This window comes from Nonomuraea sp. NPDC003709, from assembly GCF_040610775.1.
In the GTDB taxonomy this organism is placed as follows: Bacteria; Actinomycetota; Actinomycetes; order Streptosporangiales; family Streptosporangiaceae; genus Nonomuraea; species Nonomuraea angiospora_A.
This window is the reverse complement of record NZ_JBEXMW010000003.1, coordinates 366,983-379,837: the sequence shown is the minus strand read 5'-3', so window position 1 is coordinate 379,837 and position 12,855 is coordinate 366,983. Positions and strand designations below refer to the sequence as shown.

General features: G+C 69.0%; 12 protein-coding genes. 9 read left to right on the top strand and 3 right to left on the bottom strand.

Annotated features, from left to right (window positions below; genetic code table 11):
* Positions 1-229 precede the first annotated feature (229 nt).
* Positions 230-1,558 carry an ATP-binding protein gene (locus ABZX61_RS10435; RefSeq protein ID WP_355193306.1) on the top strand — a complete coding sequence of 443 codons (1,329 nt, stop codon included), beginning with the start codon at positions 230-232 and terminating at the stop codon, positions 1,556-1,558.
* 614 nt (positions 1,559-2,172) lie between these two features.
* Here the strand turns inward: ABZX61_RS10435 and ABZX61_RS10430 are convergent.
* A complete protein-coding gene (locus ABZX61_RS10430) occupies positions 2,173-2,670 on the bottom strand; it encodes a hypothetical protein (RefSeq protein ID WP_355193304.1) in 498 nt (165 codons plus the stop codon).
* A gap of 417 nt (positions 2,671-3,087) precedes the next feature.
* Here ABZX61_RS10430 and tsaD point away from each other — a divergent pair, with 417 nt between their 5' ends.
* From tsaD to ABZX61_RS10415, 3 genes are read left to right on the top strand one after another with little or no spacing between them, the layout of a single operon-like run.
* Positions 3,088-4,128: a tRNA (adenosine(37)-N6)-threonylcarbamoyltransferase complex transferase subunit TsaD gene (gene tsaD / locus ABZX61_RS10425; protein ID WP_355193302.1), complete on the top strand. Its 1,041-nt coding sequence runs from the start codon at positions 3,088-3,090 to the stop codon at positions 4,126-4,128.
* Entirely contained in the window at positions 4,125-4,649 is a 525-nt protein-coding gene (gene def, locus ABZX61_RS10420; protein ID WP_355193300.1) for a peptide deformylase, read from the top strand. The genes tsaD and def overlap by 4 nt, the downstream gene beginning before the upstream one ends.
* A 14-nt stretch (positions 4,650-4,663) precedes the next feature.
* Positions 4,664-5,326, top strand: coding sequence for a hypothetical protein (locus ABZX61_RS10415; protein WP_355193298.1), 663 nt, complete (start codon positions 4,664-4,666; stop codon positions 5,324-5,326).
* 141 nt (positions 5,327-5,467) lie between these two features.
* On the opposite strand, the gene ABZX61_RS10410 is transcribed toward ABZX61_RS10415, so the two are convergent.
* Positions 5,468-6,613, bottom strand: coding sequence for a HoxN/HupN/NixA family nickel/cobalt transporter (locus ABZX61_RS10410; RefSeq protein ID WP_355193296.1), 1,146 nt, complete (start codon positions 6,611-6,613; stop codon positions 5,468-5,470).
* 131 nt (positions 6,614-6,744) lie between these two features.
* Positions 6,745-7,593, bottom strand: coding sequence for a MucR family transcriptional regulator (locus tag ABZX61_RS10405; protein WP_355193294.1), 849 nt, complete (start codon positions 7,591-7,593; stop codon positions 6,745-6,747).
* Between the two features lie 88 nt (positions 7,594-7,681).
* On the opposite strand from ABZX61_RS10405, the gene ABZX61_RS10400 reads away from it, so the two are divergent.
* The 5 genes from ABZX61_RS10400 (at position 7,682) to ABZX61_RS10380 (ending at position 12,839) form a co-directional block, all read left to right on the top strand.
* Positions 7,682-8,878: an MFS transporter gene (locus tag ABZX61_RS10400; RefSeq protein WP_355193293.1), complete on the top strand. Its 1,197-nt coding sequence runs from the start codon at positions 7,682-7,684 to the stop codon at positions 8,876-8,878.
* Entirely contained in the window at positions 8,875-9,303 is a 429-nt protein-coding gene (locus tag ABZX61_RS10395) for a Fur family transcriptional regulator (RefSeq protein ID WP_355193291.1), read from the top strand. The genes ABZX61_RS10400 and ABZX61_RS10395 overlap by 4 nt, the downstream gene beginning before the upstream one ends.
* Positions 9,304-9,363: 60 nt before the next feature.
* Positions 9,364-9,966, top strand: a complete 603-nt coding sequence (locus tag ABZX61_RS10390) for a superoxide dismutase (RefSeq protein WP_355193289.1) — start codon at positions 9,364-9,366, stop codon at positions 9,964-9,966.
* Positions 9,967-9,975: 9 nt separating this feature from the next.
* Positions 9,976-10,533, top strand: coding sequence for a GNAT family N-acetyltransferase (locus ABZX61_RS10385; RefSeq protein ID WP_355193287.1), 558 nt, complete (start codon positions 9,976-9,978; stop codon positions 10,531-10,533).
* A 296-nt stretch (positions 10,534-10,829) separates the two neighbouring features.
* Positions 10,830-12,839 (top strand): YcaO-like family protein, encoded by a 2,010-nt coding sequence (locus tag ABZX61_RS10380; RefSeq protein WP_355193286.1) that lies wholly within the window; start codon positions 10,830-10,832, stop codon positions 12,837-12,839.
* Positions 12,840-12,855: the final 16 nt, after the last annotated feature.

The following is a 12,855-nucleotide window of genomic DNA, read 5'->3' as shown; positions in this document are numbered from 1 at the left end:
GCACTTTGATGGTCAAAAGGATTGCTAAGCATCATCACCAGGTCGGTGACCTGGCGTACTTCGCCTGCGACCGCCGTCCGCCATAAGGACCCAAACCGATCTATCTCCACCCCGGCTACCGACCGGGTGGCGGCACATGCCAAGTAGGCGTCTGTTCGACGGGCCCGATGGAGTTCAACCTGTCGCATCGACAGGACGTTGTCGGCCACGACGCGTACTGTGCCCGGACATGACGACCTTCCGTTCGCAGCGACTGGAGACGCTGCTCGGCACCAAGATCACGCAGGATGATCTGAAGTGGGAACACCTTGAGAGGCTCAAGGCCGCTCAAGTCCGCGAGGCCGCCGACCTGGATTACAAGCGCCTGTACGGGACGCAGCCCAGCGACCGGCACAAGCCGGGCGGTGACGTTGCCGCGATGGCCAATACCCAGGGCGGTCTTATCATCATCGGTGCCGACGAGGATGGCGACGCCCAGTTGAAGGATCTGCCCGGCCTGACGCTGTCCGACAAAGAGCACACCCGGCTCCTGGGCCTCATCGGCGATCACGTTCATCCCTACGCCGATTTCGAGATCATCCCCGTCCCCGATCCTGACCGTGACGGCATTGGTTGCTACGTCATCGCTGTCCCTCGCAGCCCTCGCTATCCCCACGGGGTGCTCATCAATAACGGCTTCCGCTACCCCCGTCGTAACGGCCACCAGACCATGTACATGTCCGAGCCGGAAATCGCCTCTGCCTACAGAGCTCGGTTCTCCCTGGCCAACGATCAGATCACTCGCATCGCAGAGATCGAGAAGACAGCCCGGAACCGCTTCGCCACCTACGGCGGCGCATGGGTAACCGTGTCCCTGGTGCCCAATCTGCCCGGGGACATGATCGTAAATTGGGACACCTTCGGCAGCTTCAAGAACGACTTCCAGAGCACCGACCCCGTTGTGCTATCCAGAGGCGGCAACACCTGGCAGCGCATCGTTCCCGGACCCCGCTGCCTGATACTGGACACCGAAGTGGAGTCATGGGCGCCCGGGTCGGACTCGGTCAAAGGCGTGACCGCTCAGCTATACACGGACGGATCAGGCGTGTTCGGCATGCACGTGCCGGACGTGAATGATCAAGATCAAGAACGTCGACCATGCCGCGTGGATGAGAAGTGGCTGATTGTGGCCGTCCTCTCCGGCCTGCGACTGCTTGCTGGATACGCCCGCGACTATGCCTACGCCGGCGGCGACGCCTTGCTCCGAGTCCGAGTTGGTGACAGCGAGCCGCTATCTGTGGAGCTCGGCACGACAGGTCCATGGGGATCGGTGCGACTCGGCGAGTTCTCCCGCCCGGTAGCCCTTGCGGAGCGGGCCGCGCCTCTGGATGGACTGGCGGCGGCCGGCACATCCTTTGTGGCCACCGCCGCATACCTGGTGGGGGACATCTTGCGAGCGTTCGGCCACCCGGACGTCCTGCACATCACGACGGAGGGTCGAGTTGCTCCGAGCCGTTGGGGGCCGCACCAGGAAGCGATCGCCTCCTGGGCCAAGGCTTCCGATATCGAGACGATCTAATCCGTGCAAACTCGCCTCACGGATCGATGTGGCGAGTTCCGGGATACCGCGTCGGCTTGGGTCTGCTAGGTGTGACGGGCCATCTTGACCGCCGAGATCAGCAGGATGGGGGCTAGAAGGGGAACGAGGACGAGGTCAGGGATCACACAGAGCAGGCCGATCAGCAGCGGCAGCCGGTTCAGCCCCGCCCAGACCGGGCATCCCGCTCAGCACGCCAACCGCCGCTCCGGGAGCGAAAGCCAGCGGCATCGAGCGCACCGCGCGCGCGGGCACGATGTCGTCATTCCGGGTCACGGGCAACCGCGCGCTCCTCTTTAGCCCTGGTGCTCGCACCCTACTCATGGTCAGACTTGGCGCCTTTGCACCCGCCACCACCGCTTCCGCGCCAGGCAGGTGGAGCCCCGCGCGTGGATTCGAGGCTGTCTCATGGTCGATGGGACGTGGTCAGATCAGTGAAGGAAGTCAAGCGTGAATTGGAACAACTGCGGCCCGCACGAGGTGCCGCCGGTGCCAGCCAGTCCACCGCCCTAACCGACGGGAGCACGGACCTGTGAACCGTGCCTGGGTCAGGGTCGACTCTATGGAGGAGGACGGGTCGCACGATGCCGCACCAATCAAGCCAGCGTGTTTTCCAGCCGCGTCATCGTCAGCGGCGCCAGCTCCTCGAGGGCCATGGCGATGGGCGGATGGTGCAGCAATGCGCGGCGGACCACGGCGTCCGTGGCCATCAGGAATGCCAGGTGGCGGATCGCGTGGCTGGCGACGTTGATGACGTCGATCCGCTCCGGCGTGGGTGCTGCCGGCGCTCTGCCTTGGGCGATGTCCAGGGCGGGCAGCTCTTCGGCGGGTAGGTGCGGCGTCGGGTCGGGACACACGGCATAGGTGAGCACCACCTGCCCTTCCGGCCGATGGCGCCAGCTCGTGGAGTGCACGACGGTGAACGGATCATCTGCGGACAGCCCACTGATCCGGCGGGCGACTTCGTCGGGGCTCTCACTCCGGTCGGGTGCTGCGGCGATCCGCCGATAGAGCCAGCGGCCGTCAACACCTACGCGGAACAAGAGCGTCTCCACGGAGACCGGCGCGAGTCCAGCGTCGATCTGATCGTCCACAGGCAATCCCGTCCTCGTCGGCCCGTCCATTGCGACTGATACGCGGGGCAACGTGATGGCGTATCCGTGCCCCGAGAGCGGGCGGCATGCGTGGCACGGGCGCCCGTCGATACTTCGCCTCCCGCCACCAGTCAGATGGCCGGTGATCAAACCTTACTGCACATTTATTGCAACTACTCTCAACGTGCATCCATGAGTGCCGGCGCCCCGAGCCGTGTACCGGCGGTCGACGAACACCAGGGCCGTGTCGTTGGCGGGCAGCGGCGCGCTGCGGACGATCTCATGACCTACCGCCTTGAAGTGTGCCTGATCGCTGCTGCTCGCATCGTTCATCTCCGGAATCCGTAACCGCCGACGGCGTCTATCAACATTGCCTATTATTCGTAGTTGCAAATTACTCGCGATAAGTGGGGTGGCATGGCGATCGTCCTGGGGATCGAGACCTCGTGCGACGAGACCGGCGTCGGGATCGTCTCCGACGGCCGGCTTCTCGGCGCCGCGCTGTCCTCTTCGATGGCCGAGCATGCCCGCTTCGGCGGCGTGGTGCCCGAGATCGCCGCCCGGGCCCATCTTGAGGCGATGGTGCCGTGCGTGACAGCCGCCTTCGAGCAGGCCGGGATCGCCCCGTCCGACGTGGACGCCATCGCGGTCACCTCAGGGCCGGGCCTGGCCACCGCGCTGCAGACCGGGCTCGCCGCCGCCAAGGCGTACGCGCTGGCCCTGGGCAAACCGCTGTACGGCGTGCACCACCTGGCCGGGCACGTCGCCGCCGACACCCTGGAGCACGGGCCGCTGCCCCCGCGGCCGGTCGCGCTCATCGTGTCGGGCGGCCACACGTCGTTGCTGCTGCTCGGTGACCTGGCCCGCGACCCGATCGTGCACCTCGGCGACACCCGTGACGACGCCGCGGGCGAGGCGTTCGACAAGGTCGCGCGGATCCTCGGGCTGCCTTACCCCGGCGGACCCGCCATCGACCGGATCGCCCGCGACGCGAACCCTGAGGCGATCCCCTTCCCGCGCGCCATGCTCGACTCCGGCTACGACTTCTCCTTCTCCGGGCTCAAGAGCGCCGTCGCCCGGCACGTCGAGCGAGGCTCCCGGCAGGCCGTGGCCGACATCGCCGCATCCTTCCAAGAGGCGGTCATCGACGTACTGACCCGCAAGGCAGTCAAAGCCTGCCTCGACCACGGCGTGGACACCCTGCTGATTGTCGGCGGGGTCGCCGCGAACGGCAGGCTCCGGCAGGTCGCCGCCACGCGATGCGCCGCCGCCGGCATCACACTGCGCGTGCCCCGTCCGCAACTGTGCACCGACAACGGAGCGATGATCGCAGCCGCCGGAGATCTCCTCATCGCCGCCGACACGCCACCGTCGCCACTCGCCCTGGCGGCCGACCCATCGGCCCCCCTGACCAGAGCCTCGCTCAACCCCCACGAAGAACAATGGAGCCGCTCGTGACCGACGCCCTGCCCATCACCATGGTGGGAACGCCGGTGCTGCATCAGCCCTGCCAGCCCGTCGAACGCTTCGACGACGACCTGGCCCGTCTGGTCGAGACCATGTTCGCCAGCATGTACGCGGCTCGCGGCGTCGGCCTGGCCGCCAACCAGATCGGCGTCGACCAGCGCGTCTTCGTCTACGACTGCCCGGACCAGGACGACGTCCTCCACAAGGGCGTCGTGGTCAACCCGGTCCTGCGGCTCCCCGGGATCAAGCACCGCCGACTGGATGAGGGCACCGAAGGCTGCCTGTCGATCCCCGGATGCTCCGCCCAGCTCGCACGCCCCGACCGTGCCGTCTGCGACGGCTCCGACGTCACCGGGGCACCGGTCACCGTGCACGGCACCGGACTCCTGGCCCGGTGCCTCCAGCACGAGACGGATCATCTCGATGGGCTCCTCTACATCGATCGCCTGCCCGCCGCCGCCCGCCGTTCGGTACTCGCCGAACACGACCAGCGCCGCAAAGCCTCTACCTGAACCGGGAGACCGTCATGGAAGATGCCCGTATCCAGATCACCCGCGCCCTGCTGGAAGGCACCGACTGGGTGATCAGGACCCGAGGATTCGCCCGCACCCTCCGCACGGCCGGACACCAGGCCGGAGACCTCCTGGTGGTCGGCACCCCCACCGACGAACCCTGGCACATGGCCGCGCACCTCTCCGACGAGGCGCAGTTCGCGGGCATCCCCGAGCTAGCGCCCACGCTGGTCCGCCACCACGTCCCCGCCGGCGCGCCCGCGCACCTGTCGGTCGGGCTGAGCAGACTCGAAGCTGCCAGGAAAGGGCAGACGCTGTTCGTCGTCGCTCCCGGGGCGAGCGACGAGCACGTCCTGGAGCGAGTGGCGGAGGCCCGCCGGTCGGGCGCGGTGATCCTCGCCATGGAGAACGGCGACCGAGACCTACGCGACCTGGCCCACGACGCGCTGACCATTGCCGACGGACGACCCACCCTGCCGCGAACGGCCCTACGGCCTGATGGTCTGCTGATCCCCCAGACGATGGCCTTCGAGACCGCCCAACACCTGGTCAGCCTCGCAGCGGGAGAAACGCCCGTGACGCTGGGCGGACGCCGCGGATTCCGCGACAAACTGACACGCTGGCTGGAAGTCATCAGCGGCCCCGCAGAGGCGGAGGATCGCCTGGTGAGCAGCTGACGACCCACAGCATGGTGACTGCGCCTGCTGCAGAACCCAGCGCGCGGTCGCATGGGCGGTGGCGCCCAGACGGATGGCATCCGAGGAGGCCCCCGAACCGGGAGCCTCCTCGCGTACCGTCACACACGGAGAGTCGCCGGGCTACTCGGTGGCGGGCAGGGACTCTGCCTTTCCTGTGCTGTCGGACCACTTCTCCTCGATGCGGCCGAACTTCCACACCGCCAGCGCGATGACCCAGGTCAGCAGGAAGAGCCCGACGATGCCGAAGCCGACGTAGTCGAGGTTCAGAGAGGCGATCCAGGCAAGCGGCCCGGTCTCGATGCCCAACCGCTCGACGATCAACCCGACGAGGACCACACCGCCGATGACCAGGGCGACCGTCACCGACAGCACGGTGACGGTCAGGTTGTAGAAGACCTTGCGAATCGGTTTGAGGAACGCCCAGCCGTAGGCCCGGGACATGAAGACGCCGTCGGCGGTGTCGAACAGGCTCATGCCGGCGGCGAACAGCACCGGCAGCACGAGGATGGCGTACCACGGCAGGACGAACGTCGCCGAGCCGGCGGCCAGGACGAGCAGCGCGACCTGGGTGGCGGTGTCGAAGCCGAGGCCCATGAGCAGGCCGACGGGGTACAGGTGCCACGGCTTGCTGACCCGCCTGATCACCCTGGCCAGGAGGCGGGCCAGGAAGCCGCGGCGGTCGAGTTGCCGTTCGAGTTCGGCCTCGTCGTACTCGCCCGTCCGCATCCTGCGGAAGATCTTGGCGATGCCGATGACCGCGACGAGGTTCATCAGGCCGATCAGGATCAGGAAGCCGCCGGCGACGAGGGTGCCGATCAGGCCGAGTGACTGCGCGATCTGCGATTCCTCGTTCTGGACGACGCCGGCGACTGACCGGACTCCGAGGGCCAGCAGCAGGCTCGCGACGAAGACGACCGAGGAGTGGCCAAGGGAGAACCAGAAGCCGGTGCTGACGGCCGAGGTGCCTTCGCCTACGAGCTTGCGGGTGGTGTTGTCGATGGAGGCGATGTGGTCGGCGTCGAAGGCGTGGCGGACGCCGAGGAGGTAGGCGGTCAGGCCTAGGCCGACGCTGAACACCCCGGCGCTGCCGAGCTGGTAGCGGTGGGGAGCGACAGCGAACACGAGCACGGCCCAGCCGACGACGTGCAGGAGGAGGACGATCCCCGTCATGCCGCCGAGAGATCGCCATTCTTTGGGGGTGAAGGCGTTGCGCAGCCCTGTCCTGCGTTCCGCGGTGCTGCCTGGGGTCGGTGTTGGGGAGTTCATGTGCCCCTCACTGTGGTGCGATGCGAGACAGAAGGCGTTGAGGTCATCCCGCAATAAGCATGTTGTTGCAAGCAAAGCGCAACAACTACCGGTGATGGTACGACGGCGGCAGTAACGACCTCCTCACCGGGTCAGGTTCGGGCAGCCCCTGCGCACTTGACGTGCTCCGACGGCGCGGGCTCGGCCAGCCGGGCCCGCACCCAGGGGATGCTGCGCTTGAGAACGGCGGCCAGTCTGGCGAGCGTCCATCCTTCCGCTCGCCGTTCGGCGAGCCAGCGATGCAGGTCTGTGGTCCCCACCAGGGCAGCCGCCGCAGCGATGTTCGCCTGAACCCGGGAGTGCTTTCCCGCGTCGCTGTTCACGCCCGTGCGGCGTACCTCGATGCCGTGGTCGGTCAGACCTCGGCGCACCACGGCGCGGCTCACCCGGAGCAGGGTGGCCAGCTCCTCGATCCCGTTCTGCTGCTCGATGTAGAGCTTGACCAAACCGTCGCGTACGTCGGGGAATCCGAGCTCGCGCAGGTTGTCGCGGAGCCCGGCCTCGGCTGCCGCGGTTCTGGCGCGGCGGCCGGCGGCGAGTTCGCGTAGTTGCGCCTCACGTCGTTGAGGGCTGATCGGGCGCTGCCGGGAGGCCAGGTCGGCGAGCTCGCCGGAGCGGGCCATCCGGTGGCCTTGCCCGAGATCGGTTCTGGTGCGGGCCGATCGCCGGTAGAGGCTCCGTTGGGCGGCGCGCCGGGCTTCCGTGTGCTCGCGGGAGGAAAGCGCCTTGCTGGCGAACAGCCCGAACGCCTGCCGGTAGGCGTCGGCGGTCAGCCCATGGACCCGGACGTGGCTGCCCAGGGCGCGGTACCAGCGCCCGCACACGTGGCACAGGACGAGGTCGTTGTCGGCGTCCCGGACAAGCGTGCCGATGGGGGCGTGGAGCCCGTCGTGCGACGGAGGAGAGTTCATCATCCACCGGCCCAGGAGAGATCGCTGCATGTAGCTTGCAAAAGCATATTAGTTGCAGGAATGTCATTTGGAGGTAAATGTGGCCGCGGGTCGGTCTGGGGAGGTGGTTCACATCGAGGTGCCCCTTCAAGCACCGATGGGCGTCGGGCGCGCACCTTATCCGCGGGTGCTGGCCGCCGCGGCGTTGTCCAACCTCGGGGACGGGGTCAGGCTCGTGGCGTTGCCTCTGCTCGCTGCGGCGCTGACCCGCGACCCTGCGCTGGTCGGTGGGCTGACCGCCTGTGCTTACCTGCCGTGGGTGCTGTTCGGCCTGCCCATCGGGGCGCTCGTCGATCGGGGCCGGCCCGAGGTGTTCATGGCGGTGGCGAACGTCGGCCGGGCCGTCCTGCTCGGCCTGCTGACGGTGACGCTGCTGCTGGACCTCCGCTCGATGGTCATGCTGTACGCGGTGGCGTTCCTGCTCGGCGTCGGCGAGGCCGCCTACGACAACGCGGCGCAGTCCCTCATCCCGAAGATCGTGCCGGACGCGCGACTGGAGTCGGCGAACAGCGGCCTGGTGACGGCCGAGCGGGTGGGCCAGGACCTGATCGGTCCGGCGGTGGGCGGGGTGCTGTTCGCCGCCGCGATGACCTTGCCCTTCGGGCTCAACGCGGTGACGCTCGCGCTGGCAGCGGTCCTGCTCGCAGGCATCCGGACCGCAGGCCCGGCGACCCCGGCAAGGCGCGCGGTGATCCGTGACGCGGTGGAGGGGATGCGCTGGCTGGTCCGACCCCATCTGGTGCGGACGGTGGTGCTGATCGGCTGTGTGATGAACTTCGTGACGCTGGCCTGGGAGTCGACGCTCGTGCTGCTGGCCGTGGGGCCGATGCGGCTGTCCGACGGCGGGTACGGCGTCATGCTGGCGGCCGGGGCGGTCGGCGGGGTGGCGGGTGCGATGGTCACGCCCGCGCTGGTGCGCCGGTTCGATCGCCGGTGGCTCCAGGTGGCGGCGCTGGCGGTCTGCGCGGTCGTCGATCTCGCGCTGGCCGCCTATCCGAACCCGGTGACGGGTGCGCTGGCCTGGGGCGGCACGGGGGCCGGGTTCGCGGTGTGGAACGTGCTGTCGGTGACCTTGCGCCAGCGCGAGGTGCCGCCTGAGCTGCTCGGCCGGGTCAACAGCGCCAGCAGGACGTTGTCGATGGCCGCCGCCCCGCTGGGCGCGCTGGCCGGTGGCGCGCTCGCGGCCGTCGCGGGGCTGCGGGCGCCTCTGTGGATCGCCGGCGTCGCCCTGACCGTCCTCGCCGTCGCCTTCGCCGTACGGAGCCGTCCGGCATGAACGGCGACCTCGACGAAACCCTGGCCCGCGTGGGCCTGCGCCGGACCCTCCCGCGGCTGACCATCCTGGACGTCCTCGACGAGGCAGGGACCCACCTCAGCGTCCTGCGCCTGCATCGGCTGGTGGCCAGTGCGCACCCGATGGTGAACCTCTCCACCGTCTACCGGAACGTGACGGTGATGAGCGAGTACGGCGTGCTGCACAGCATCGAGCACGGCGGCGAGACACTGTTCGGCCTCGCCACGACACCGCACCATCACCTCCTCTGCGAGCACTGCGGCCTGCTCGTCGAGATGCCCGCGAACGAGTTGGCCCCGGTGGCGGACCTGGTCATGGCGAGTTGCGGCTTCGAGATGGATCCCGCCGGCCAGGTCCTGCGGGGCCGGTGCCGGCGCTGTCGGCATGCCGCCCATGACGCGAGCTAGTTGCGGGGATATTGTTTCTGCGAGATATATGCAAGTAGGAGAATTCGAGGAGAGATACTCATGGGTGAGTACACCCTTCCGGACATGCCCTACGACTACGCGGCCCTGGAGCCCGCGATCACCGGGGAGATCCTGGAGCTGCACCACGCCAAGCACCACGCCGCCTACGTCAAGGGCGCCAACGACACCTTGGAGCGGCTGGCCGAGGCGCGCGACAAGGGCGAGTTCGGCGGCCTGGTCGGGCTGGAGAAGACGTTCGCGTTCAACCTGTCCGGGCACGTCCTGCACACGATCTTCTGGCAGAACCTGTCCCCCGACGGCGGCGACCGCCCCGACGGCGAGCTGGGCGACGCGATCACCGAGCACTTCGGCTCCTTCGACGCCTTCAAGAAGCAGCTCACCACCGCCACCGCCACCGTGCAGGGCTCTGGTTGGGGCGTGCTGGCTTGGGAGCCGCTCGGCCGCCGCCTGGTGGTCGAGCAGGTCTACGACCACCACGGCAACGTCGGCATGAACACCGTCCCGCTGCTGGTGTTCGACGCCTGGGAGCACGCGTACTACCTGCAGTACCGCAACGTGCGCCCGGACTACGTCGAGAAGCTCTGGGGCCTGATCAACTGGAACGACGTCATCGCCCGCTACGACGCCGCCCGCGGCGCGTAACGCATCCCCATGCCGGCGACGCCCGCCCGGCCCAAGCTTGGTCCGCGGGGCCAGGCGGGCGCCGCCACCTCTGAGATCCGACTCATCCCGGCCAGCGAGGTACGCGACTTCCTGGCCGCCGTGGCGGACGTGGCAGACCAGGTCTTCACCAGCCCGCCGTGGACCGAGCCACGCGAGGCAGCCCGCGCGGTCGCCGAGCGCCTGGCCGCCGACGCGCCGGCGCCGGGATTCACTTTCGCCGCCGCCCTGCACGGCGATCAACTCCATGGTTTCGCCTACGGCGTGCGCTGCTCCCGGCTCGCCTTACTCGCCTCCCGGTTGCCACGCCACGACTTCACCCTCAAGGAACTGGCGGTCGCGCCTCCGGCCCGGGGGTACGGGCTCGGCAGGATGCTGCACGATGCGCTCCTGGCCGCGGCTCCGTCGACGTCCTGGTGGCTGGTCACCCACCCGCAGGCCGGCGCAGCACTGGGACTGTATCGCCGTCGCGGCTGGCGCGTGGCCGCGCTGCGTCCGGGGCCGCAGAACCGGCCCCGGCTGATCATGCTGCGTGAGCCCTCCCACTGACGCTCTGCCGGATTGGCCATTGACCGCTCTCGTGCCGCCGCTTACCGTGCTTATTGCGAAAGACTCGCAATTGCGAGGAACCTGCAAGCTATCCATGAGGAGGATGGCCATGGCACACGTCGCATTCGAGGAGATCGAGGACCTCACCGTCTGCGTGAGGGCCCACACGCCGGCAGTCGACACCGAGTTCGCCTGGAACGAGGACGACGACAAGTGATCGACCGCGGGAGGCCGCACCCCGGTCTCCCGCACCCTTACCGCCCTCTCCACCTCGCACGACTCCGGAGGCCAGCCGGATGACCCGCCCGCTCCGCATCGCCCCCGGACACCAGCTCTACCAGGGCGCCGACGGCATCTGGCGCTGCCACGAGCCCGACGGCCGTATGACCCGCATCCTCACCCCCGGCGCGCTGATGCGGCGCCTCCCGCAAGCCCTGGCCGGGGCCGTCCCGATCGACGACGACTTGGCCGACCTTCTGCAGGCCCTGGAACAGCGCGGGGTCCTCATCCCGGCCGAGACCGCCCCGCCGCTGACCGATCGCGTCGTCCACGTGACCGGGGAGACCCTCATCGCCGACATCACCGCCGCTCTCCTGCAGCCGCACGTCAAGGTGGTACGCGGCCCGCTGGAGTCGATCGACGGCGTGGACATGGTCGTCGCGTGCGCCGACTGGTTACCCGACGGCGAGTGGCAGCGCATCGACCGGTTGTGCGCCGACCTCCCCTGGCATCGCTGCCACGCCGACGGGCTCGCGTACCGCGTCGGGCCATGCACCATCCCGGGCCGCACCGCCACCTACGCCGACACCCGCGCCCGCCGCCTCGCCGCCGCCCGCCTGCCGGACGAGTTGCTCACCTTGTGGGAACGGCTGGATTCCGGCGACGCCCTGTCCGGCGACCCGGGGAACGCTTCGAGCGGACTCGTAGCCGGGCTGCTGGCCGATGACGTGCTCGCGGTCCTGTCCGGACAGCCGACCACGAACGAGGGCCATCAGGTCATCGTCGGCGCCTCGCTGACCCGCCGCCCCGTACTGCCCCTGCCCAGGCTGGGCCGGGAGTGGACCGCCACACCGGAACAGCTCGTGGATCCGGAATACGGGCTCATCACGCGAGTGGTACGGGAGCCGAGCGCGCTGGACGCCTGCGTGATCTACCGGGCGTACGTGGCGGCCACGGACCGGTTCGCGTCGTGGAAGGCCGACCGGGTGGCCGGCGGCGCCTCCTTCGACAAGAACCAGGCCCGCAAAGCGGCCGTCGGCGAGGCGGTGGAACGCTACTGCGGCAACGCCATCCCCGACGGCCTCCCCCGCGGCAGCCACGCCGAACTGGCCGCCGACGCGATCGATCCGCAGAACTTCGCCCTGTACGCGCCGCACCAGTACGCGGCTCCCGGCTTCCCGTTCACGCCATTGACCCGTGACCTGGAGATCGAGTGGACGACGGGCCGCGATCTGGTGAGCGGCACAGACGTCCTGGTGCCCGCCCCGCTGGTCTATCTCAACTACACCCGCCCGCCGCACACCAACATGCATGCCAACGCCGGCATCGCCGCGGGCGCCGACCGCGCACGGGCTGAACGCTCGGCGCTGGAGGAACTGTTCGAGCGCGACGCGGTCACACTGTGGTGGCTGCGCGGGCAGCAGGCCACCCGCTTCACCCCGCACGACCTGGCCCGTCCGGTCGCGGAGGCGGCGGGCCGCGGCCTGTCGGTGACCTTCCTGACGATCCCTTCGGCGTTCGGGGTCCCGGTCATCGGCGCCTTCCTGGAGGACCGCGCTCGCCAGGTCGTCGCGTTCGGCACCGCCTGCCGCTCCGAGCCGGAGGCGGCGGCGGCCAAGGCGTTCACCGAGGCGGCGGTGTCGTACACGATGAGTCTGGGCCTGCTGGACGGCGATGCCGCTGTCTGGCGCACCTCCGACCACCCTTATCGGCCCTACCGCGCCGACCGGACCTACCGCGACGCTTTCCGCCCCGACTGGCACGACCTGACGGACCTGGAGCTGAACCTGCAGCTCTTCCTCGACCCGCGCATGCAGGGCCCGCTGCTGGACCGCCTGCGCGAGCCTCGCCCCGGTCCGCCGCCCTCACCTGTCGATCCCGACAGCTACGTCAGCAGGCTGGCGGCGGCGGGACTACAGGCGGTGTCGGTGGACCTGACCACGCCCGACGTGCGCGCCACGGGCCTGAGCGTGGTGCGGGTGGTGGCGCCCGGTCTGTACGGCAACGCGCCGGCGGCCTTCCCCTTCCTCGGCGGATCCCGGCTCGCCACGACCGAGCCGATCCTCGACCCTCTTCCCTTCGCTTGAGCGAACTTAAGGAGCA

What these genes read in the sequence shown, in the direction of transcription:
- ABZX61_RS10435 (WP_355193306.1), top strand. Translation starts at nt 230, where the DNA reads ATGACGACCTTCCGTTCGCAGCGACTGGAGACGCTGCTCGGCACCAAG.
- tsaD (WP_355193302.1), top strand. Translation starts at nt 3,088, where the DNA reads ATGGCGATCGTCCTGGGGATCGAGACCTCGTGCGACGAGACCGGCGTC.
- ABZX61_RS10415 (WP_355193298.1), top strand. Translation starts at nt 4,664, where the DNA reads ATGGAAGATGCCCGTATCCAGATCACCCGCGCCCTGCTGGAAGGCACC.
- ABZX61_RS10410 (WP_355193296.1), bottom strand. Translation starts at nt 6,613, where the DNA reads ATGAACTCCCCAACACCGACCCCAGGCAGCACCGCGGAACGCAGGACA.
- ABZX61_RS10405 (WP_355193294.1), bottom strand. Translation starts at nt 7,593, where the DNA reads ATGCAGCGATCTCTCCTGGGCCGGTGGATGATGAACTCTCCTCCGTCG.
- ABZX61_RS10395 (WP_355193291.1), top strand. Translation starts at nt 8,875, where the DNA reads ATGAACGGCGACCTCGACGAAACCCTGGCCCGCGTGGGCCTGCGCCGG.
- ABZX61_RS10390 (WP_355193289.1), top strand. Translation starts at nt 9,364, where the DNA reads ATGGGTGAGTACACCCTTCCGGACATGCCCTACGACTACGCGGCCCTG.
- ABZX61_RS10385 (WP_355193287.1), top strand. Translation starts at nt 9,976, where the DNA reads ATGCCGGCGACGCCCGCCCGGCCCAAGCTTGGTCCGCGGGGCCAGGCG.
- ABZX61_RS10380 (WP_355193286.1), top strand. Translation starts at nt 10,830, where the DNA reads ATGACCCGCCCGCTCCGCATCGCCCCCGGACACCAGCTCTACCAGGGC.